Origin of the sequence: Polaromonas sp. (assembly GCF_029945685.1) — a bacterium.
Taxonomy (GTDB): Bacteria; Pseudomonadota; Gammaproteobacteria; order Burkholderiales; family Burkholderiaceae_C; genus Polaromonas.
The window spans coordinates 147,201-168,685 of sequence record NZ_JAQSDA010000028.1; the positions used below are offsets into that span (position 1 = coordinate 147,201).

Genomic DNA, 21,485 nt, shown 5'->3' on the forward strand with positions numbered 1-21,485 from the left:
GCTGGGGGCCATGCCCGTATCAAGTCTTTGCGGCCATGCCTGCCACCCAACTGCGCACATTCGCTACAGTATCGAGCGCCAGGGTCTGGTTGGCAAACGCCCGGGCAGCGGGTTCGCCCAGCACCGGCGCCGCGAGCGCCATGAACTTGCCTACGACCTCGTCGTCGTCCAGCGGTTCCTGAGGGGTGCCACGCGGTGCATTGATGGACTGCGCGGTGCGCACGCCCGATGCATCCTCATGCATTACCTGGCAGTGGTGGTAGTGTGTGACGGTCGCATCCTGCACTACGCGGATGCGTTGCATCGCGGACCGCACTTCAGGGTGAGCCAGGTGCCTGGCCAAGTCGATGCTGTGGCCTGGCAGGATCACGTCCGCCCCGCAAACGACCAACGCCAGGCAGTATTGCAGGTGAAAACGCGCGTCGTTGGGCGACAGCGGCTGTCGCGGCTTACTCACCACGTCGGCCACGTAGGGCGCCACGCTGACCTCGATATGTCCCTGGGCGAGTGCCGCCGCACCCAGGCGGGAGCGCAGGCGGCCCACAGCGTCCACTGCCGAATGCAGATAGCCGCAGCAGGCATGCAGCTTGCGGCGCGGCTGCGCCAGGGCCCATGCCTCGTGGTCATGAAAGCGAGCCTCCAGCGCGCTCGTGCTGAAGTAGCCCAGCGGACCATCCAGCAGTGCCTGCGGTCCCGTCATGCCTTGGCGGGCGTAGAGCGCCGCCGTGACGCCGGTGGCGCCCGGCTGTGCGCCAAACAGCAGCGGCTTCACCGTGCCGCCCTGGCCAAAGATTACCTCGGCCGGACACCAGCCCGCCAGGGCGCCGGCAATGGCCATGGCGTGCAAGCTTTGGGTCTCGTCCAGGCCAAGAAGATCGGCTGCCGCTGCAGCACTTCCGATCGAAGATGGAATGCCCACCGGCACCAACGCCGATTCGGTATAGCGCTTGAGCGTAGGGTATACCGCGTTATAGACCAGGGTGGTCACCTCGATGCCGCGCACCACGGCTTCCAGCAGCCGCTCACCGCTGCTCCCCTCGACCTCGGCGACGGCCATCGCAGCCGACACGTTGCCGATGCTGGCGTGCCCGCCAATCAGGTCGTTGAGTTCGAGAACATCGCCCAAATACCCATTGACGCGTAGCGCCCCAAGCATTGGTAGCCGCTCTGCATGGCCCGCGATAGTGGCGGAATGTACTGTCGAGCCCTCGCCGCCAGCCAGTGCTCGTTCGCAGGCCATCATGAGCGCCGCTTCTTCGGTGCGGCTGCCTGCCAGCATGCAGCCGATGGTGTCGAGAATGCACAGGCACGCCTGGCGTTTGACGACTGCAGGGATGGATGCGGCTTTTATGGTTGCTGCCCGGCGGGCCAGCGTGGCCAGCGCGATGTGCCCTTGATCTGCTTGCGGTGAAGTCATCGCTGTGATCCTTCCGATACGGGGCAGGAGTCGGGGGATGGGAAAGATGGCTGCGGCCGGATCATTCCTTTTCGATGCCCGCTTTTTTGGCCACCGATTCGTACTTGGCAAAGTCCTTTTTCATCTCGTCGCTATAGGCCTGGGAGGACAGCACGATCGGTTCCAGGCCCAGGCGGGCGTATAGCGCCTGCACTTCGGAAGATTTCACGGCGGCGGCGATCTCCTTGTTCAGCCGATCAATGATGGGCGTGGGTGTCCCGGCAGGCGCCAGCACACCCAGCCAGCCATTGAACTCGAAGCCCTTATAGCCGAGCTCAATCATTGTGGGCACTTCCGGCAGCGAGGAAGTGCGGTTGGTGCCCAACACGGCCAGGGCTCGCATGCGCTTGGCCTGGAGCATCGGGCCGGCTGCGCCCAGTGCATCCGGGTTGACGGTGAGACGGCCTGCTAGCAGCTCGGTGGCCGCCTGAGCAGGCCCCTTGAATGGAATGCCCAGCAGGTCGATGTCGGCCTGGTGGTTCAGCGCTTCCATGGCGATGCGGTACAGGCCTGCTGAGTTGCCGTAATTAAGCGTCTTGGGGGCCTTTTTGGCGGCGGCCACCAGGTCGGCAACACTGGTGAGCGGGGAGTCCTGCGTAACGGTGAGCAGCAGCGGGGTGTTGGCCATCGTCGCCACGGGTTTGAAGTCGGCAAACAGGTCGAACATCACGGCCTTGGAGATGATGGCCGGCACGACGGTGGACGACACCGTGCCCACCACCAGGGTGTAGCCGTCGGGCTTGCTGCGAGCCACCGCCTGCATCCCTATGCCGCCATTGGCGCCCGGCCTGTTGTCGATCATCACCGGCTGGCCCAATTGAATCGAGATTTTTTGAGCAACCGCCCGTGCCGTCACGTCCGAGCTGGAGCCCGGCGTGAAGGGAACTATGAGCTTGATGGGCTGGTTGGGGTATGCGGACTGCGCTTGGGCGCAGAGAGCCACACATGCTGCAGCGATCACAAGTGCTTTTTTGAGGGTCATTGCTTGTCTCCGTTTTTATCATTTAAGGAAAGCCAGGCCGCATCGCCGAGTCTGGCCGGGGGGGGTGAAAACTTAAAGAGCGGCAGGCGCCAGCAGCAGCGCAACAGCCCGGATCAGCCGCGTCTCCTGCGCGGTGATCAGGTGGCCCGATGCCGCCAAGTAGGTAGCAAAGTCTGGGTGGGCGTCGCGTGCGCGGCAGCGCCGCTCATAGTCGGCCAGGTCGTCATAGCCCCACAGATGCACAAACTGGTTTTGCGGACCCACCAGGCTGGTGTAGAACCCCAGCGGATGGCCCAGGGTGTCCAGCAGCACCGGCATGGCCAACTGGTGGAACACCTCCAGGAACTGCGGCATCTTGCGCAGCGCAATGGTGTAGATGCGGTGGTCCACCAGCGGTTTGACTTGCGGCAACACGATACGCGTCATGCCGGCACCGCCTCGCGTCCGACTGCCTGGCCGGCCCCGTTTGCGACAGCTGCGATGTGCAGGGCCGTGAGGTAGCCGAAGGTCATGTTCGGTCCGTGGGTGATACCGGCGCCGGGATAGTTGCCGCCCATGATGCTGGCGCGGTCGTTGCCCACTGCATACAGCCCCTTTATGGCCGTGCCATCGCTGCGCATCACCTCGCCCGCCACGCTGGTCTGGATGCCGTCGAAGGTGCCCAGATCGCCCATAACGAGCTTGATTGCGTAGAACGGCCCGTTTTGCACTGGCGCCACGCAGGGGTTGGGCTTGCTTGCGGGATCGGCCAGATAGCGGTTGAAGCTGGTGCTACCGCGTTCAAACGCCGGGTCTTCACCTTGGGCGGCACCGACGTTGTACTCGCGCACGGTCTGCTCCAGCGCTGTGGGGTTGATGCCTGCGCGTGTGGCCAGCTCCGCCAGGGTTTTGTCCTGCAACAGGTAACCGTTGCGGACGAAGCGACCGATGGGCATGGGCGAGGGCTTGACGTAGCCCAGGCCGTATTTTCCCAGCGTGGTCTTGTCGCAGACCAGCCACATGGCTGTTTCGGGCAAATCCCTGCAGGCCTTCACCATGGCAGCTCCGACGTCGTGGTACGAGTTGGATTCATTGGTGAAGCGCTTGCCGTTGGACAGTACCCCGATTACACCGGGCTTGTACCGATCCAGCAGGTGTGGAAAGACTCCCACCTCACCGTTGCCATAGTCGACCCGGGTGACCGGCATCCAGGCTGCTGGTTCTTTGAAGCGGATTTCCATGACGCCGCCCACGGCCTCGGCCATCTGGATTCCGTCGCCGGTGTTCGATTCAGGCGTGGGGGAGAGGTGTTCATGCCCCCGGCGGACATGCGGGTACGCCTTTGCGATACGCTGGATGTCGTGCGGAAACCCGCCGCAGGCCAGCACCACGCCATGGCGCGCGCTGAAAATGCGCTCGGCGCCTCCATCCGCAGCAGTTGCTTTGGCGGCGACACCCACTACCCTGTCACCTTCCATGATGACCCTGTGGGCTGCCGTGGAGGTGAGGATGGGGATGCCCATATCCAGTGCCGATTGAGCCAGCCGCGCGGCCAGCGCGTTGCCGCTGGTAACGTTGATGGCGCGCTTGTACAGCGCCAGCTCACGGATGTGGTTAGCCAACCGTCGGGCCACGTACAGGAAGGAGGTGAGCGACTTGGTGGCCTGAAAGAAATGCTTGAGGTCGGCGTTAGACGAGTTGAACATCATGCCCATGAAGGTGATGGTCTTGAGCGGTGGCTTCAACCGCTTCATGTCCTTGCCTAACTGGCGGATGTCGTAAGGCGCGGCCAGGATTGAGCGCCCGATGTTCACTCCCCCGGGCACATCGGGGTGGTAGTCTGGGTAGAGCGTGGGGACGAACTTCATCTGGGTCTTACTCTCCATGAAGTCGACCATCCGGGGGCCATTGGCGATGAAGGCGCTCACGCTTTCCTCATCGTAGAAAACGCCGGTCTCCTGCATCAGGTAGGTGCGCACGGCCTGTACCGAATCGGCGGGGTTCTGCTTACGGCCGTGGTGGTTCAGTGGTATCCACAGTACACCCCCCGACAAAGCGGTGGTGCCGCCAAACACCGGTTCTTTTTCCAGCACCACGACGTTCAGTCCGCGCGCCTTGGCGGTGATCGCACAGGACAGGCCGGCGGCGCCGGAGCCCACCACGATCAAGTCATACTGGGTTTCCTGGGTCATTGCTGTTTTTTGTTCAGAGGAATGGAAGTGGGGAAGGCGGCCCTGGCATCGCGCGCAGGGCCGGAGTGACCCTGCACGGGCAGGGCTCAGTGAGGCTCAGTCGGCCTTGATGTTGTACTTGCCGATGATCTCGCGCCACTGGGCCGACTCGCGCGCCATGATGGCCCCGAACTCGGCGGGGGTGGAGGTCTGCGGCACAGCGCCGGTGGGCAGCAAACGCGCGCGTACGCCGTCATCGGCCATTACCTTGCGCACGGCGGCATTGATTTTTTGGATCACATCGTCCGGTGTAGCGGCCGGTGCCAACAGTCCAAACCAGACCTCGGAGACAAAGCCGGGAACCACCTTGTTGATCGTCGGTACGCCGGGCACTACGGACGAGGGGGTGGCGCTGGCCACGCCCAGCATGGTCAAGTTGCCCTGCGCCACTTGGCCGAGCATAGCGGCCGATGGCGTGGTCATCAGCATTTGCACCTCTCCCGAGCGCGCGGCCATGGTCGTTGCCGCCTCCCCCTTGTATGGCACGTGCTCCACCGTCAGCCCTGCCATCTGCGAGAACCGGGCGGTGGAAAGATGGCCGTACGAGGCAGCGCCGGCCGAGGCATACATGATGCCGCCGGGCTGCTTCTTGGCGTACTCGAGGAAATCGGTCAGGTTGGCGGCCGGCACCGCCTTGTTGGTCACCAGCACCATGGGCACGTTGGTAACTGTGGTCACCGGCTTGAAGTCCTTGAGTGGATCGGACTCCGACTTTGGGTTAAGCAGCGGCGCGATCAGCACACCGTTGTTGGGATAGAGCAGGGTATAGCCGTCTGCGCGGGACTTGGCCACGTACTGTGCGGCAATCACACCGGACGCCCCGGGCTTGTTGTCCACGATGACAGGCTGGCCCAGCTCCTTGCCCAGCTGCGCCTGGATCATGCGGACCTGCGCATCGCTGGTGCCGCCGGCAGGATAGGGCACGACGATCGTAATAGGGCGGGAGGGGAATTTTTCCTGCGCGAAGGCCGTGCCTGCGGCAAGGCCCGTCAATGTAAGTATCAAGGCATGCGTGGTCAGTTTCATTAAATGTCTCCAATAAGTGTGTCTGCAGCCGCACCAAGGACGAAGCTCCAGGTGGAGCCTCCCATTATGACCGCAATTTTATCAAGGGTTCAATGGTTGGTCCAATAATTGTATAGTAACGGCATGAAAAAAGACAAACGGCTTTGCAATCCCGAGCCCGGGCTGTCTGGTGGAACGCTAGCCGTCCCCCTTGGCCGCGCTCGCACGGGGGCCGCTGTTCGCGAGTGGCTGGTGCCTTTGCTGATGGTGCTCATTCCGGTGCTCACGCTGTTGGATGCGAAAGGGGGGTGGTACTGGCCCCTATGGGCGCTGGCAACCGTCAGCGCCCTGTTCATCGCGTTGGAAGGAAGGCATGCCCCTGCCGCCGTGCGCCGCACCTCGTTGGTACTGGCGGTCATCACCGTGGGCCTGCTGCCCATGATCGATGCCCCCTGGCAGGCGCTACAGCGGGGTATCCGCATTGGCGGGTTGATCGCATCGCTGCTGGTGACGGTGAACCTGCTGTCGCGCGTGGCACTGCGCATCGTCCGTGTTCGAGAGGTGGTTGGTGGCCTTTACCAGTTGCCGCAGCACCGCCGCTACCTGGGCCTCACGGTGGCCAGCCAGTTCTTTGGCGGGCTCCTGGGTCTGGCGGGTATTGCGATGATGATGGAGATGGCCGCGCGCGAGGCCGACATGACCGACGCGCAAAAGGTTTCGGCGTTCTCCGCCATTGCGCGCGGCTATGCGGCCGTGAGCCTGTGGAGCCCAATCTACAGCAACATGAGCATTGCGCTGGCGCTTTATGGCGGGCCGGACTGGGTGGGCGTGTTGCCCTATGTTCTGGCCGTGTCTGCCCTGCTGATGGGGCTGGGGCTGCTGCTCGACCGTGTCGAGCGCCCGTGTATCCCTGGCAGCGACAGCCCCGCTGACCCCGCCGGGGGCGGGCCGCAGGTGCAGCGCGTGGGACCACTGCTTCGGCAGGCATTGCCGGTGGTGGCTGTCATGTTGTGCTTTCTGGGCTTCATGGTGCTCGCAAGCCGCCAGTTGGCACTGCCTATCTCGGCCGTGATCATTGCCAGTGCGCCTGTGGCGGCCTGGCTGTTGAGCGTGGCGCTGGCTTCGCCCGGCCACCGACGCCTGACAGAAGGCTCGCGCATGCTGGGCAAGGATTTCCTGGGCTTCAAGGTCATGGTGGGCGAGGTGATGATGTTCTTTGCCTCCGGGTGCGCCGGGACCGTTATTGCCAGTGCGATTCCCCCGGCCTGGACTGGCACCGTCGGCCAATGGGTGGCGGGCTCGCCCATTCTGGGCAGTCTGTTCATCTCGGCAGCCATAGTGTTGCTGTCAGCCACCGCCATCCACCCCATGCTCAGTGCTGTGCTGATCGGCTCCAGTTTCTCCCCGCAATTGCTGGGTTTGCCGGTGGGCGCGCACTTGTGCGCCGTGCTCACCGGCTGGGGGCTGGCCATTATCGTCACCCCGTTCTCGGTGCTCAGCCTGATGGCCAGCCGCTACTCCGGCATTCCCATCCTCGTGATCAGCCTGCGGGCGAATCTGGTTTACGTCACGCTAGCCGTGCTGGTCTCTTCGCTTCTTCTGGGCGGAATGAGCCGCTTCATTTCCCTCCCCTGAACTGATATGACTTCTTCATCGAATCCCTCTTCGTCCCTCTCCAACGGGGCCTCAGGTCCGCTGCGCGGCGTGCGCGTCGTCGAGTTCTCTGGCCTGGGGCCGGGCCCTTTTGCCTGCATGCTACTGTCGGACATGGGGGCAGAGGTGATAAGAATCGACCGGCCCGGCGCTCCGCAGACCGACCCGCGCGACATTACGGGGCGAGGCCGCAAGACCGTGCTGCTGGACCTGAAAGATCCACGGTCCATTGCCCAGGTGCTCGACATCCTGGCCCATGCTGACATGCTGGTGGAAGGCTTTCGCCCCGGCGTGATGGAGCGGCTGGGCCTGAGCCCGCAGGCGGTGGCCTATCGAAACCCGCGCCTGATATACGGCCGCATGACCGGTTGGGGGCAGGACGGGCCACTGGCCCTGGCCGCAGGCCATGACATCAACTACATCGCGATCACCGGCGCACTGGCTGCCATTGGCGAATCCGGGCGCGGGCCGGTGCCACCGCTCAATCTTGTGGGCGACTACGGCGGCGGCAGCCTCTATCTGGTGATGGGCCTGCTTGCGGCGTTGCTGGAAGCGCGTGCGAGCGGACGCGGACAGGTGGTGGACGCCGCCATCTGCGACGGCGCTCTCTCGCTCATGAGCAACAACCAGTCGCACCGGCTGCGCGGCCTCTACGAGGATCGGCGTGGCAGCAACATGCTGGATGGCGGTGCGCCGTACTACACCACGTACGAGACATCGGACGCGCAGTACGTCTCCATCGGGCCCATCGAGCCCAAGTTCTTCGCGCTGATGTGCCGCATGATCGACCTGCCACCCGCCCTGTGGGATGCGCAGAACGACCGCACCCGCTGGCATGCACTGCGCGATGCCATGGCCGCGATCTTTCGCACGCGCAGCCGCGCTCAATGGTGCGATCAACTCGAAGGCACAGATATCTGTTTTGCACCGGTACTGACCTTGGGGGAGGCAGCGGAACATCCGCACCTGCGTGCGCGTGGCGGCTTTGTCGAGGTGGCGGGCGTGCAGCAGCCTGCCCCCGCGCCTAGATTCTCGCGCACGCCGTCGGCTGTTCAGGGGCCTTTTGCGGAAGCGGAGGTTACACCACAACAGCTGGTCGAGGCTTGGCTGCAGGGATGATGTCCAACCAGCAGCGGCAGTGCGGACGCACCTTCATTAGTTTCGCTTCACTTTGGAGCGGTGTTCCGCTGGCCGACGGTGAGGCCGCGCCTGCCTAGATGCACTCGCTGCTTCGCTCGCAGCGCCGGCATCACACAGTGGCGCTGCGCCTGCCGCTGGGGGCAAAGCGCGGAGGCACTGGACATTGTCGAAAGCGGCAAGATGATGGGACATGTGCTGTTGGATATTGGTGGGCCACCACAGCAGTCCGGTTCTTGATCCAGATCATCCGCGACGAGCAAACGGCGATCGCTGCGCTGTTGCGCGCTCTCAAGCTGCTTGTTGTGCGAGGCCACGGGGGTAAACCCCAGCGGTTCTTCGAGGTGGTCCGTTCGATGTTTTTTTACATCGACGAGTTTCCCAAGCGACGGATTCAAGCGTAGACCCCATAACGCATGCGTAACAAAAGTTGAGTGACCTGCGCGATGCCATCTATCGTTTGCATGAGATCAACGGGTCTACGCTGGTCCAAGCCCATCGCGGGGGTCATCAACCACTGCTCGGCAGCCGCGATGCTTCCGAGCTCCTCAACAGCTAGGGCGCGGCCCCGATGGGGCTGGAGGCTTCGCTCATGCCGTAGCCGGTGCGCACGCCGTCAATGCCGAAGCGCTCCCGAAACTTTTGCAGGTCCGCAACCAAGGGCAACATGCTTACCCTTCGGATCGCATGCGCAGTGTCCGCTGCCTGGACCGGTTGCGCCATGAGAAAGCTGGCCTGCGCGCCCAGCAACGTCGTGTAGGTTGCCTGGAGTTGTGCCGCGTCGTGCCAGAACCGGGAGGCAGAAAATCGTTCGAGCAGCGCGGCCGTCGCTCCCGCAATCCAAGCCTGATAAACACCGGCCCACTGCCCGCCAATGTGGAACAGAGGAAGGCCGACAAGCACGACGTCCCGGCTCGACGGCCCGTCCGTTCCACCAGGCAGACAGTGCTTGTAGGCATGCGCATGCGTAATACGAACGCCCTTGGCCGGCCCGGTGGTGCCGGACCTGTACATGATGGCGATGAGATCCCAGGGCTTCCTGTCAACGATGAGGGGTTCTCCGCAAGATTTTTCCAGCGTTCGCAGGCTCGCATTACCGCCCTGCCCGGTGGTGTCGACTATGTGCTTCAACCGCGGGGTCCTGTCGGCAACCTCCTGAAGACGGGGCAGGAATTCAGGATCGGTGACCATCGTGCTGGCGCCCGAATCATTGATGACGTGCGTCAGGAAATTTCCCACAAACGCCGGGTTGACGGGTACTTCAACTGCTCCACAAAAACTGATGCCGAGCCATGCTAGGACATGTTCAATCGTATTACCGACCATTAACAGAACGGGCTCGTCCCTGGCGACTCCCATATCCGTCAGTCCGCGGGCTATGTGCGATGCGCGTAAGACGAGTTGCTGGTATGAAACTTCACCGAAATTTCCCCGAACCGCAGGATGAGCGGGCTGAATTGACGCCATTCGCTGCAACAGGGATGCAAGAGTGCGCTCGCCGATCGGCGCATCTTCTTGGTGCATGCTTTCATCGTCGGCGCGCGCGCGGCTGGGTACAAATGCGGGGTCCATTCCAGTGAATCTACCGCCCGCAATCCGGTTTGCCCATTGCAATGATGTTCAGAATGACTGGCTGAATCGCACGAGCTGAAAGATCAGGTGCCCGAGTAGATCGGGAAACAGTTTCCTTTCCAGCCAGGCCGAATTTTGGCGTTGGTTTTCTGCTTTTTTTTAACGGCTGAGTGGAGGCAAGGCAAGGCAAGGCAAGGCAAGGCAAGGCAAGGCAAGGCAAGGCAAGAATAGAGGATTTAATCTCTCCCCTCCAAGTCTTCGCGAGTGCGTTGCCCATCAAATACTTACTCAGGCGTAAGTGTCTTTAACCAAAAAATCAAACGTCGACAGCATCTCAGAACGTTAATTCATCGGCGACTCAGGCAACTGAAAGCATTGGGAATTTTTATTGTCAACCTCGTCCGCTGCTATTTTGCTACTGAATAGCAAAATAGCAGGGATGCGGACTTACTGCAAAAATAATCCAGGCCAGAGTTCGTACCCTTCGGACGGAATCGGCGAAGAGGGTGGGGTAGGTTGACGCACTAGCCTTCGTTCCCAATTGTCAACAATCGTGCGAGATGCATCGCCGATATTCGCCGTCGCGTTGGGGCCAAGTGGAAACCAATCGACCAAGTCAACGTGCCACGCGCCACCTTTTTGGCCCCAAACACGCACCTTACCCCGCGCCTCAAGAGCCTTCACAACACCCCACATACGCTCGACCGGCCGGAGACGATGAGGACCGTGGCGGCACAGATAGGGACCGGGAACCGTCTTGTCCTTCGAAAATCGTGGGGCGACTTTGTCTGTAATGAAGTCATCAAGTGCGATCATGTCCAGTTCAAGCTGCGACAGGGGGCAAAACCGCATTCGATATTGATTGAGAAACCACGCGGCGAGTTTGATCGCATTCCTCAATACATCAACTCCGATCAACCCATCCCGTTTTTCCATCGTGTGCAAGATAGCGGCGAGCCTGACACAGTTTTCAGTTATTTTGGATGCCGGGCCACGCATGGCAAAAAACCGCTTTCCTTCGCCCAGCTCCTTCTCAATTTCATACTGAAACCAGGTCAGCAAATCGGCCGCAGCTTTACTTAGACCAACTTCTCCAGGCTCTGGAGGGATCGGTCCGGCGCACCGGTCCAGCAGTTCATGAATCCGCTTGTAATAGGGCTCGATGTCTCCAGGGTCAACCTCTTCAAACGTCGGAAACCTGTTGCCCTGCTCCGAAGCGGGCGATACGAACAGACACCGGCTGGACAATCCGCTGCTGTGAAATCGCGTTCCGTGACTTTTGAGAGCCTCATTCAGGATGTCGGGCTGAACCTGAAAATACAGTGTGAGGTGAGCGCGGTGCAACTCAATTGGGTCTCGAGTAATGCGATGCGACCTCCAAACACCCAACTCCCAAAGCTTGTTGAGGAGGCCGACGTCGCGCATCGCACCGCCGGCAAACACTGTCGCCCCCTCGTCGGACATTACAGCGGCGTAAGGATACACACATCCAAGGTGATGGGCCAACGCTTGTGGTGTCACGTTCTCAAGATAAAAATCAGGGAATTTTCCTTTCTGCGGCTTTTCCGCAACGAGGCTCGCCATGCGCGCTTCATCGTCGGCGGTGCACCGTTCCTTCACAAAGTTCTTGGCAATCATGTGCTTGAGCTGCTTGACCTTCTGTTCCCAAATTTCGATATCTGTTGAATATGTGGACGCAGCTGCGGCAGAAAGCAGCTTCTGCTCGGCTTCAAATTTTCGATGCGGGACATTTGCAAGCGTATCGTTGGCGCTTTTACGTTCCCCAGTGACTCCTTCACTGATGATGTACAAGCTGGTTGGCGAAATGCGAACCTTCCATCGAACGTTAGTAAAAGTCTGACAAGCTACTGAGCAACCAGCCAAAACCGAGCAAGCACTCAGTGCGAATGGTGCTTGAGTCGTGAGATTGATAAAGTGCGCTGCGCCTCCAACTACGTCCATCAGCGCGTCTTTTGGGAAGGGTGGATCAAATGGTTTTTCAGTCATGATCACACGCCTACCGTGGACTTACCACCTGTTATAAAAACTGGTGCATATCCGCGCAATTGTGGAGCGTCGAGGTCTCCATGGGGACTAAGGATGACCCGCGCGCTCATGCTGCGCTCCTTGGGAGCTTCTTGGCTACAAGGTGCTGGATTGAGTCATCGGGCCACAACAACTTACGGTTTGGAAGGGGCAACGGGCGCACGCCAAAGTACGATCCGGTGGCGGAATGCTGTTTACGTACAGTCTGGGGCTTTACGAGGTTGCGCTTCGCAAACTCTGCAGTTGAAAGGCAATAGTTGCTTGCGGAAAAGGTTTCCGGTGCAGGTGTGGATTTCATCACGACTCCGATTGGGTTGAACTAAGTTCGTGCCGAGCGCAGTCAAGATAGAAACCCGAAAATTGAGCACTCCCATCCACGCCGATCACGTGACCCGAATTTGCTACGAACTGAGGGCATTTGGGTGCATCGAAGCGCGGGTGAGCGTGCCCGAGCGCGAAAGAGCGGGCCTGAGCGCGGGTGAGCGTGCCTGAGCGTGTGGAACACCCTCTACAAACCACCATAGAGTGGCCGGCTTCAAACTACTTTGGTCTGTGTTTCCTTAGACACTGACGAAGTGCATCTCTCGTATAACGTTTCCACATCTTTCCAGCCGCCGGTATTGAAATTTCGCCTTCGCCATCGAATTTCAGGTCATCATATTTTTTGCTCTCAGCCATCTTGCACAGCTGAGTCCATACTGACTTCAGTACCCGCGGATTTTCGGAGCGACCCAGTGCTTCGATTATTCGCTTGGCAAGGACCGGCTCGACGGTGCGACGTAAGGAGGCGCTCAATTGTTCAACATACGTGGCGTCGTCGGAGGACACAGTCTGGGGTATCGACTTTGTCGGAGTGCTCCCAATGCTGTTAAGTGGCACCAGCTTCTCGAGTGCCGCGGCGCGAGTCACTAAGCTACTAGGTGCGGGCAACGGAACATTGTCCTGATGCTTCCACTCCAAAAGTGCCAGTAAGTAATCGAGCCAGGGTGGTGTCAAAAAGGCTGGGGAACCGTCGTAATCCTCCATAGCCCAGAGAAGAAACTCGGAAGGCTTGATTTCGGCCTTTAAAGCTTGAATTCTGGATGCCTCGTCATCATCGTCCACATTACCGTCAAGCCAATTCTCAAGTACCTTGCGAGCCCACTTAATCTCTTCTTCATTGGCAGCCACCGCAAGGTTACGTACGGAACAAATGGCGCCAGCGCCGACCGGGATGCCATGAGGGCGTCCAGCGGGAACGAGGCCGGAAACGAGCAGCGCTCCCATTGCCGGCGTCCAGGAATCAAGGCCTGTAAAGCTTTTGAAAGTTGCATTGATCCGCTCGCGTTCCTGCAATTCATTTGATGTCGAATTTGACATATGGCACCGTCCTCCTTTGTTAAATTTGGATGCAATTGTAAAACCGCTTTGCACGCGCTCGTGGGCGCTCCCGATGATTCCGCTCAACGCAACTTTTCAGCTTAGAGAACACATGACTGGCTCCGCTCGCCGGCTCACAAAGCGGGGACTTCCTCAGGTAAATTTCTCAAATGAACGTGAGTCGACTGGCCACTGCCTCGTCTACCGAGATCTTGATGCGCGATTTTGATGGCCGGAGTTTCGAGCGCCCCGATTTATCAGAAGGTGCTGAAAATCGGCCCTTGGCAAACGTGTCATACCGGTCCTGAATATCGAGCTTCACGAACAATGGAGCCAGTGTCATATAACTCACAAGAAATTGAAGACCAGTGACAGCCTGGGGGTCGTCTAAACGTATGCGGCCCACGGCTGGGTACCTGAACCCTCTTCTTCTTGAATTCACGTTGTCGAATTCACCCCGTCCACTCGTCAGTTCTTTCCATTTCGTTTCCAACGACTCGACCAGGCTCACATCATCGCCAGGAACTCCGTGTTTTAAGAACACGAGGTAATGGAAGTGAAATCCGCGTTCCCTTCCAAATTCAAGCACCCACGCATATCCCAGTAACTCTCCACCAAAGCGACGATCGAGAGAGCGGTGGAAACGCTCTCGGAGACTCATTAACTCATCAAGGATCTGAACATCGGGCTGGTCGCCGAATTTCACCGGAAGTGAGCCCGCCCTACGGTAATACAAGTCAAACCGAAGCGCCGTCACGCTCACTCGGCGTTGTGATAGCGCGTCGATGGAATCGATCAGTCCATTGAAGTTGTCGATTGCTTTACGGCGAAAGTTATTGTGAAGTCGCCTTAGGTAGGACCTGCGAAGCATTCGCTGCAAGAGCCCCAGCGCCCTAACGGCTACTTCGAAAATCTGTTCTGCAGCATGCCTTGGCATCAGGAGGTCAAAGTAGGAAGCCGGGTTGAAAGGTATCAGATGACGAAATTTCATGAATACCATCATCACTGGCGAGAATTTGTGCAGCGGGTAGTCCATCTGGGCGCGATCAAAGTTTGTGGTGAACACGCGCAACAGTCTTGCGCCTAAAGGCGAACGACGCACCCAGCTGCCGCGTCGCGGATCGTGCTCAATGCTGAACAGCGGATAGCCTGCCCGTAAGATCTCCTTTGCTACTTGGTGAAGTTGAGAAATGGCTCGATCATGATCGTCGGTGCGAACGCGTTGTCCATTATCCAAATGGTAGTTCCGTTCACGTAGCGCCATTGCTCCAAGGCCATCAAGTCGGTTTTCCTCATGCTGCTCTTGATCGTTCTGCTGCATGTCATCTTTGCTTCGTCTCATTTTTACTATGCTCCACCTTGGCGTTTTAAGTACAACGGTACGACCGAGTTGGTCGTAGCCAATTCATTTCCATAGGATGGTGATTTGCAATAGTTATAGTGATGTTGGTAATGTTTCGGGTAGCTGCCCGGGCAAGGTCGGCCCGCTGTCGCCAAAAGTCCTGAGATTTGCTTGATTTGACGCGTGTAACGGATGCTGGCGTTTTAGCTCCACAGCTAAGCGGTGCTTCCTCGAGTCGGCTCCGCTTTAACGATGAGTAAGTTCGGAAACGCTGATCATTAGGATTGGCCATGCTGGCATTCAAAAAGCGCCTCCAAAGCGACCTGCAAGAGGGGTTCCGCTATTAGCAGTCCCCGGTTTGGGGAATAGTGTTAAATGCAAAAAAATTAGCTGCAGAGATCGGCTTTGCGACCTTCTCTGCAGCTAGACGGCATGATGCGTTCACTCACGCGAGGAAGCTGCGAATGACCGTAGCTGACCTTGTTTGCCGTGCAAGAGCAATTTATCTGAGCTCGCAACCAGCGGAAATGTTCTCATTGCAAACAATCGGAAAGGAGTTGATTGCCGCGCGACTGTCAATTTCGCGCTTCAGACGGGCTTTTCGCGCGAGGCTCAGAACCTCCTCAAAACTCTTTGGATTCAGCAAACTGGCTCCCAAGAACATCAAGTTGACCGGCCCCGCATCCTGCCCGTCATAGGTCCAGGTCGCTGACCCAATGTCCACGGGCGACTTCTTCCTGACAAGAAAAGCCACCTTCATCTGCAGCTGGCGATCTGTTGCCGCCCGCAGGAATTCCTGTGCCCGGCTCATCTCCCGCGTTTCGAGCTCGGCGATGGCCGCGTAATAGCGGTCTTTCCAGAACAGCATGCCGTCGATCATCTGCTGATACTCCTCAGCACTTCGCTGGCCGCGCTGTGAAGAAAACTGATTGTGGGCATAGCCAGGATCATTCTGGTTCTCGGTTGCTTCCGCGATCCTGCGCTGCGCCATCCCCACCTCCCTTTCAGCCCGGTCAATAGCCAATTGCTTGCGCTCCCTACCCTCTGCTAGCAGTTGCGGTGTGTAGCCGCTCGCTCCATAGCCAATGTAGTTTTGGGGTGTGCTGGCCAACGCTTGGTTCAGTTTGGCTTGGGCAACCTGCAACTGACTTTGACCTTCGCTGAGTTTGGTGTCGTTGTATTTCCGGGCCTGCGCAGCCGCACCCAAGACGGTCTCTTTACGGGATTCCAGGTTTTTGAGCGTTCGCTGCCACCCGTCGTCGAGTGACTTGCTCAACGCCTTGACCTTGTTGGTGTTGTCCCTTTCTGCAAAGTCCACCATTGCCTGGGGCGTGTCGACCGTGCAGGTATAGCGGACCACTGCCCGCCCGTTTTCCTCCTGGCTATCCCACTCTGTGGTTTTGCAACCTTTGGCGTTGTCAAAGATTTCCCCAAATGTGTAGTCACTCTCTGCGACAGACGCCTTCTTGACCTCGGTGATGCTGGCGTCGGTGCATGCCATCAAGGTCAGGCAGGCGAGGATGGATGCAAGGATTTTGTGTAGCTGAATTGATTTCATGTGTTTTTTTCCTAGTGTGTTTGTTTGCCTATGAGGCTTCTCCCAACCCGCAATTGACCGGCTCCGGGAGCCGGCCAGACCGAGTTCGCTTGTGTCAAGCATCTATAAAGATGCTTTTGAATCTCCTTTTTTGACGACAGTGCATATCTGATTTTTAAAAATGGCCGGATTCAACAGCCCGGCAAGCCCCAATTCCGAATTTTAAAGAGCTTCAAACACCGTGGTATCAAATACCTCATATCTGGAGGATAGACGGCATGCCCAAAGCCCCTGCCCCCTCCCTTCGCTTGGTGTTTGCCCGAAATGTCCGCCTGGTCCGCATTGATGCCGGAATGTCCCAGGAACGCCTGGCCGATGAGGCCGAACTGGATCGCACCTTTGTGGGCACGCTGGAACGCGGCCTGCGCAACATCTCGATCGACAACATCGAATTGCTGGCTAAGGCCCTTGGAACACCGGCCGGGGAGCTTCTGAACCCCGACCTGGCTCGGGAGCGGGGGCTGGACGTCACGGTGACCCGCGCACCGCGCACCGCCCGGCCCTATCCGGTCAGGAAACGCTGAGGCGACAGTTGCTGCAGCCAGTCCTATGCTGCGCGCATCACAATCAGACAGAGTAGACGCACCGCACAGGCTTCCCCCGTCAGGTGCCGGCAATTGAGCGGGAAACCGGGACTGGCTCGCACCGCCTTGCCGGCCGCAGCCTGCAGTTCGACCCTGACGTTGTGCGCGCAAGCCCAAGGGCGGCTTGCGCTGGAATCGAGCAACAGCAGTGCCCGGCTTTGACTTTTCATCCCAGACGCCTCAGCCTTGCGGTCCAGCTCCACGCCTGTCACCATCGCCCACCGGCTGGACCGGGCTGATTCGAACTGCAACAGACCGACCTGCCCTGCCCTCAGCGCGCGGTGGGCGACCATTCCCAGATCGTCACCACTACCGGACAGGTGCACCTCCGCACGGGCTGTGCAGAGGGCCTCGATGATCGTCATCAAGCTATCCGGGGTCACCTCGCCCTGCTCTTGGCGCTCCCGGGGCTGGTGGCGTTGGCTCCAGAGTCTCCGAGCAGCTCGGCTTAGATTTTTGACATCCCTCACGGGAAGCTGGTCAAGAACTGCGATGCATTGCGTCAGGCTGGACAGCGCGCAGGTTGAGGCACAGTCAAACTGACCGATCGGCAGGTTCTCGTACACCAGCGTTTCACCCTGGCGGGCCATGTACTGAATCTCGGTATCAAAGCGCAGTCCGGCGGCAAACAAGTGTTCAAGATGGGCCATGTCCACCGCATAGCCCTGTAAGTCGTGGTGTAACCAGAGCGCCTGGAGGCGGCTCGTTCAACTCGACATAACGCCAGAAGTGGCGCTCCCGCAGAATCAGCTGCTTGATCAGGGGCTCGTCGCGCTCCACCCGGTGGATCTGCAACTCCTGGCCGCACATCAACACGGCCATGTCAGCAGCAGAGGCACCCGTGACTGCCAACATGTGCTGGACGTTGAGCCGCATGTGTGCCGGTACGCCATCCCTCCACCAAGGCATCTCGTTTTCCCCGACGCTCAGGCATTGAAGGATCTGTGCTCCTGACGTGTCCATGACTTCCCAGCCCATGTGGGCCTGCATCCAGGGATGGCTGGGATGGCACACAACAGTGTTTACCCGTTTGAGGCGATGGCCGGTCCGCTTGGTGTACACCGCTGCAAGCAGCGGCTCCAGCAGAGTCTTCCAGTAGCCAGGGTGGGTTTCATCCTGTGGGGCTGGATCGGAATGCTCGAGCTGTCGCCCTGTCTTCTGGCGCCAGAGGGCCATGGCGGACCTGGTGGGATCGCAGCCCACGGCTGCGGCGGCCTCCGACGCGGTGATCCCTGCCTGCCCAGTCACCACCTGCTCAACAAGAGCGGGTTGACTTGTATTGACCAGTTCCAGGGCAGGTCTTGCCCGCTCGGGCCGTACAGTCGCAAATGTGTTGCGCATGTGAACTCCTTGAAGTTGAATTGTTTTTTCTCAAATAAGAAGCCCCCGTCCGACTGCTCGGGCGGGGGCTATGACGTGACGAGGAAGCCCCGAGCAACGCGAAGACGTTGCCGAAGCCGGTGGTCAATCGACCAGTGCCAAAGCCTGCCCAAGCGCCCTCTCTTTGAGCAGGGCGCCTGCGCCAAACCATGCAGAATCCAGGCGGTAGTCCTGGCTGCGGGCCCGCCGCTCGTGATCCACAAACTGCGTCACCGCATTGAGCAGGCCCCACGCCGTGCCTTTGGCCGACGTCAGGTCTGCGCCCCGTCCCTCCCCGGCGAAGAGGCTCTGGACGGTCTTGAGGGCCCGGGCCTGGCTGAGGCGTTCGTTTGCACTGACGGGCGCATCGGTCTGGCAGATCAGCTTGCGCAGGAACTTCTCTGCGGCAGCATCGTTGACCTTGCAGTCAGTCAACTCCTTCATGCGAGCCATGAAGCCGTCCCACTGGGAGACGGCAATGCCGAGCTGGGACTTGACCTGGGCCGGATCGAAAGTGGTGCTATGGGGTACCTTGACGGCGCCCCGGGCGTTGTCCAGGGCGACGGCCAGGGTGTTGGCGCACACGACACGCACGGTGGTGTGTGTGGCGACAGTGGCCAAGGTGCCGTCGCAGGATGTGGCCAGCAGGATGTAACCCTGGACCAGATCGTTGCCCCGGAGCTTGGTCTCCTTGCCGGTGCGGGCCAGCGCCCAGAACTTACGCCCTTCCTTAAGCACCCCTGCGGTCTCCAGCTCATAACCGGAAGCGTGCGTCAGATCCCTGTAGAACTCTAGGACGGCGCGGGGCTGGACGACCTTGTACCGCTTCGAGACGACGGACAGGGCTTTGTGGTTGTCGCTGCGGTAGAGGACTTTCTGGTCCTCGAAGGCCAGCATGTTGCCTTGGCCTTCTGATTCGGTTTGCTTTCCAGCAGCAACGAAGCGGACAGGCGTTTCGCAGATCTTCCAGTCCATGCCGGCTTTCTGCGCCCAGACCTCAAGAGGTTGTTTGGCGGGCAGGCGGCTGCCGAGGGCGTGCCAAGGGGTGCCTCCGACGTAGGCCATTTGTTCAAGATGATGAGCCATGAGATTGCTTTCATAAATTTCAGGCGTGACTGGGCCTCTGCGGTCAGTCAGATTCAGACACGACTGCGATTGGGGGGAAGGAAAAAGGGGGGGGAAGGCAGGAAAGCCGGCGCTTCACGCAAGTGCTAAGCGACCTGAGTCAAGGCGCTGACTTGCCAAGTTCGGTCAGCCTGGACGCGGCAGACCATCGGGGAAATCGTCGTCAAGATCTAGGTCGTCGTCACCCGACCCGGTGGGGTAATGGGGTGTGTTGGGCCATGGCGAATGGTTCAGGCGTCGCGGAGAAGCGACATCGTGACCATGCGGGAAGCCACAGTGCTTGCACCGATCGGACTCCAGGACGTGGTGGTCAATGAGTCCGCCCAGCGAAGAGCCAATCTCGCAGCCAATGGTGCCGCCGATGATGCCGCGCAGGGTTGCCGCGGCGAGGCCCGTCATCACGGAGCCGACCGGACCGGCGATGGCACCGACCGTCATGCCAAGGCGGGCCGCGCTCAGAATGCCGGCGACGCCTGCCGCTGTCCCGGCGATACCACCGACGGTCCCGCCTACGCGACGAGCCAGGTTGCGGTTGCGCCCGTCCTCATGGTTGCAGTTGGGGCAGATGGAGGCCAAAGGCCTGGTTCTGCGATTGAAGAATTGGAAGTAGCTCATTGAGGTTTACCTGGAAGTGGGTTGATGGAGGGGAAAGTGCGTGGAAGGCGGAATGAGAAGTGAAGATCAGGCGGCGGTGTAGCCGCGACGCGCGTCTTCGCGGACGTAGCGTCCGTAACGGACAAGGCCCAGGCCGCAGACGATGCCGCCAAAGAAGGCGATCGCAAAGGCAGCCAGGGTTTCGAGGGCAGAGCTGTTGATGAGCATGATTCCTTGCTTAAAAGTGGGGGTGGGGATACGGAATGAATGGCGGCAGGCGGACGGGGAAAGGGGTGCTGACTCAGTGCCGGGGGTAACCCATGCCCTGGCTGGCCATCTGGTTGGCCAGGGCATAGGCTGCCTGACGGCGGCCTTTGATGGTTTTGGTTTGCTCGCCTTGTAGCCAGGCGTGGCAGGTGCCGAGCAACGCAATGGCATTAGCGAGTTGGTCGCGCAACGCAGCCGCCTCCTGTGTCAGCCCGGAGATGGCGGCCTGAACGTCCTCGCCCAGGCCTTCGAGCTTTCCGGCTTCGAAGGCTTGGGTTTTGAGGGCATCCTGGCTGTTGAAGTATTCGAGGTTCTGCTGTTCAAGATCGTCGGCTGTTTCTGCCAGTGCGGCTGTCAGGCCGTCATCGGCAAGAAAGGCGTAACGTTCCAGTTCCTGGTGGCTGAGGTGGGGGGCGTATCTCACATTGGGTCTCCAAAGTTGGTGGTTGGGATGAATTCGGACATGACTGGGTCTCTGCGGGACACAGACGGTTGTGGTGCGGATTCGGAAGAAACGGGAATGAAAACGGAAAGAGAGAATGCCGACCGTTGCGGTGCGACAGGGAAATACCGAACCGGGGTCAGCCTTTAGAGGTGGACGGTGCTCAGTCCTGGATCCGTACGCGCATTCCGGATCAGTTCACGCATCACGGTCCCGAACGTTTGGGCCTGCGCCTGCAGTGGGAAGTCGGCAATGGTTTCGATGTGCCCGACTTCAAGGTGCAGGGCGACGCTCCAGAAATGCGGATGGGCATTCGCCGGATGTTCATTGGCCTCAAAACGCTCGATACCGTCCTCGCCTTCCACGCAGGGATACACCTCGACGGCGTCGTAGTGATGCAAGGTTAGCTGGGGGCTGGTGAGGCTGAAGTAATCGCCTGCCGCCTTGTCAGTTGCTGGAGGGAGGCGGTATGGCAGTTGGGGCTGCAAAACGGTGGCGCCGCCGGGTAGTTGGTGGTACTCCAGGCCGAGGCCGGAAAGTACCGCCTGGTGTTGACGATCCGAAATGGAGAAGTTGTTGCGCGCCCAGCAGACTGCGCCAATAACGGCTGGGGTTACCAGACCTCTGGGGTTGATGCGCCAGCAAAGATCGCGGTCCACGGTCTGGAGGCCTGCGCCTTCGTTGGGGGGCGCGTAGGGCTTGAAATTCATGGGTTTACTCCTTGAGTGAATTGAGGATGGGACGGCTTCCTTTGC

General features: G+C 59.7%; 22 protein-coding genes. 4 read left to right on the top strand and 18 right to left on the bottom strand.

Going from position 1 to position 21,485, the window contains the following annotated elements; all coding sequences use genetic code 11:
• Nucleotides 1-19: 19 nt before the first annotated feature.
• From PSV26_RS21265 to PSV26_RS21285, 5 genes are all read right to left on the bottom strand, one after another.
• Complete coding sequence (locus tag PSV26_RS21265) at nucleotides 20-1,417, bottom strand: MmgE/PrpD family protein (protein ID WP_300573889.1); 1,398 nt, start codon at nucleotides 1,415-1,417, stop codon at nucleotides 20-22.
• A 61-nt stretch (nucleotides 1,418-1,478) separates the two neighbouring features.
• Nucleotides 1,479-2,438 (bottom strand): tripartite tricarboxylate transporter substrate binding protein, encoded by a 960-nt coding sequence (locus PSV26_RS21270; RefSeq protein ID WP_300573891.1) that lies wholly within the window; start codon nucleotides 2,436-2,438, stop codon nucleotides 1,479-1,481.
• A 72-nt stretch (nucleotides 2,439-2,510) separates the two neighbouring features.
• Nucleotides 2,511-2,864: an NIPSNAP family protein gene (locus PSV26_RS21275; RefSeq protein ID WP_300573894.1), complete on the bottom strand. Its 354-nt coding sequence runs from the start codon at nucleotides 2,862-2,864 to the stop codon at nucleotides 2,511-2,513.
• Nucleotides 2,861-4,609 (bottom strand): FAD-dependent oxidoreductase, encoded by a 1,749-nt coding sequence (locus PSV26_RS21280; RefSeq protein WP_300573897.1) that lies wholly within the window; start codon nucleotides 4,607-4,609, stop codon nucleotides 2,861-2,863. The genes PSV26_RS21275 and PSV26_RS21280 overlap by 4 nt, the downstream gene beginning before the upstream one ends.
• 96 nt (nucleotides 4,610-4,705) lie before the next feature.
• Nucleotides 4,706-5,674: a tripartite tricarboxylate transporter substrate binding protein gene (locus PSV26_RS21285; protein ID WP_300573900.1), complete on the bottom strand. Its 969-nt coding sequence runs from the start codon at nucleotides 5,672-5,674 to the stop codon at nucleotides 4,706-4,708.
• Between the two features lie 123 nt (nucleotides 5,675-5,797).
• On the opposite strand from PSV26_RS21285, the gene PSV26_RS21290 reads away from it, so the two are divergent.
• The 3 genes from PSV26_RS21290 (at nucleotide 5,798) to PSV26_RS21300 (ending at nucleotide 8,847) form a co-directional block, all read left to right on the top strand.
• The gene (locus PSV26_RS21290) at nucleotides 5,798-7,288 is read left to right on the top strand and encodes a hypothetical protein (RefSeq protein ID WP_300573903.1); all 1,491 of its coding nucleotides are present in this window, start codon (nucleotides 5,798-5,800) and stop codon (nucleotides 7,286-7,288) included.
• Nucleotides 7,289-7,294: 6 nt separating this feature from the next.
• On the top strand, nucleotides 7,295-8,425 hold the full coding sequence (locus PSV26_RS21295; protein ID WP_300573905.1) for a CaiB/BaiF CoA-transferase family protein: 1,131 nt from the start codon (nucleotides 7,295-7,297) through the stop codon (nucleotides 8,423-8,425).
• A 254-nt stretch (nucleotides 8,426-8,679) separates the two neighbouring features.
• Nucleotides 8,680-8,847 carry a hypothetical protein gene (locus PSV26_RS21300; protein WP_300573908.1) on the top strand — a complete coding sequence of 56 codons (168 nt, stop codon included), beginning with the start codon at nucleotides 8,680-8,682 and terminating at the stop codon, nucleotides 8,845-8,847.
• On the opposite strand, the gene PSV26_RS21305 is transcribed toward PSV26_RS21300, so the two are convergent.
• From PSV26_RS21305 to PSV26_RS21330, 6 genes are all read right to left on the bottom strand, one after another.
• Nucleotides 8,838-8,978: an MbcA/ParS/Xre antitoxin family protein gene (locus PSV26_RS21305; protein WP_300574313.1), complete on the bottom strand. Its 141-nt coding sequence runs from the start codon at nucleotides 8,976-8,978 to the stop codon at nucleotides 8,838-8,840. The genes PSV26_RS21300 and PSV26_RS21305 overlap by 10 nt on opposite strands.
• Nucleotides 8,979-8,998: 20 nt before the next feature.
• Nucleotides 8,999-9,967 (bottom strand): AMP-binding protein, encoded by a 969-nt coding sequence (locus PSV26_RS21310; RefSeq protein WP_300573911.1) that lies wholly within the window; start codon nucleotides 9,965-9,967, stop codon nucleotides 8,999-9,001.
• 495 nt (nucleotides 9,968-10,462) lie between these two features.
• Complete coding sequence (locus PSV26_RS21315; protein ID WP_300573913.1) at nucleotides 10,463-12,022, bottom strand: YfjI family protein; 1,560 nt, start codon at nucleotides 12,020-12,022, stop codon at nucleotides 10,463-10,465.
• A gap of 579 nt (nucleotides 12,023-12,601) precedes the next feature.
• Entirely contained in the window at nucleotides 12,602-13,420 is an 819-nt protein-coding gene (locus PSV26_RS21320; protein ID WP_300573916.1) for a hypothetical protein, read from the bottom strand.
• 166 nt (nucleotides 13,421-13,586) lie between these two features.
• Nucleotides 13,587-14,741: an inovirus-type Gp2 protein gene (locus PSV26_RS21325; protein WP_300573919.1), complete on the bottom strand. Its 1,155-nt coding sequence runs from the start codon at nucleotides 14,739-14,741 to the stop codon at nucleotides 13,587-13,589.
• A 523-nt stretch (nucleotides 14,742-15,264) separates the two neighbouring features.
• Nucleotides 15,265-16,320, bottom strand: a complete 1,056-nt coding sequence (locus tag PSV26_RS21330) for a hypothetical protein (protein WP_300573922.1) — start codon at nucleotides 16,318-16,320, stop codon at nucleotides 15,265-15,267.
• A gap of 257 nt (nucleotides 16,321-16,577) precedes the next feature.
• Here PSV26_RS21330 and PSV26_RS21335 point away from each other — a divergent pair, with 257 nt between their 5' ends.
• Nucleotides 16,578-16,883: a helix-turn-helix transcriptional regulator gene (locus tag PSV26_RS21335; protein WP_300573925.1), complete on the top strand. Its 306-nt coding sequence runs from the start codon at nucleotides 16,578-16,580 to the stop codon at nucleotides 16,881-16,883.
• Nucleotides 16,884-16,906: 23 nt separating this feature from the next.
• Here PSV26_RS21335 and PSV26_RS21340 read toward each other — a convergent pair whose 3' ends face one another.
• The 7 genes from PSV26_RS21340 to PSV26_RS21370 all read right to left on the bottom strand — a co-directional run bounded on the left by PSV26_RS21340 (nucleotide 16,907) and on the right by PSV26_RS21370 (nucleotide 21,440).
• Nucleotides 16,907-17,593, bottom strand: a complete 687-nt coding sequence (locus tag PSV26_RS21340; RefSeq protein WP_300573928.1) for a hypothetical protein — start codon at nucleotides 17,591-17,593, stop codon at nucleotides 16,907-16,909.
• Nucleotides 17,580-18,284: a lambda-exonuclease family protein gene (locus PSV26_RS21345; RefSeq protein ID WP_300573931.1), complete on the bottom strand. Its 705-nt coding sequence runs from the start codon at nucleotides 18,282-18,284 to the stop codon at nucleotides 17,580-17,582. The genes PSV26_RS21340 and PSV26_RS21345 overlap by 14 nt, the downstream gene beginning before the upstream one ends.
• Nucleotides 18,285-18,407: 123 nt before the next feature.
• On the bottom strand, nucleotides 18,408-19,388 hold the full coding sequence (locus PSV26_RS21350) for a DUF932 domain-containing protein (protein ID WP_300573934.1): 981 nt from the start codon (nucleotides 19,386-19,388) through the stop codon (nucleotides 18,408-18,410).
• A gap of 165 nt (nucleotides 19,389-19,553) precedes the next feature.
• Nucleotides 19,554-20,042 carry a hypothetical protein gene (locus PSV26_RS21355; protein ID WP_300573937.1) on the bottom strand — a complete coding sequence of 163 codons (489 nt, stop codon included), beginning with the start codon at nucleotides 20,040-20,042 and terminating at the stop codon, nucleotides 19,554-19,556.
• 66 nt (nucleotides 20,043-20,108) lie between these two features.
• Nucleotides 20,109-20,249, bottom strand: coding sequence for a hypothetical protein (locus tag PSV26_RS21360; protein WP_300573940.1), 141 nt, complete (start codon nucleotides 20,247-20,249; stop codon nucleotides 20,109-20,111).
• 73 nt (nucleotides 20,250-20,322) lie between these two features.
• On the bottom strand, nucleotides 20,323-20,712 hold the full coding sequence (locus tag PSV26_RS21365; protein ID WP_300573943.1) for a hypothetical protein: 390 nt from the start codon (nucleotides 20,710-20,712) through the stop codon (nucleotides 20,323-20,325).
• Nucleotides 20,713-20,876: 164 nt separating this feature from the next.
• A complete protein-coding gene (locus tag PSV26_RS21370) occupies nucleotides 20,877-21,440 on the bottom strand; it encodes a hypothetical protein (RefSeq protein ID WP_300573946.1) in 564 nt (187 codons plus the stop codon).
• Between the last annotated feature and the right edge of the window lie 45 nt (nucleotides 21,441-21,485).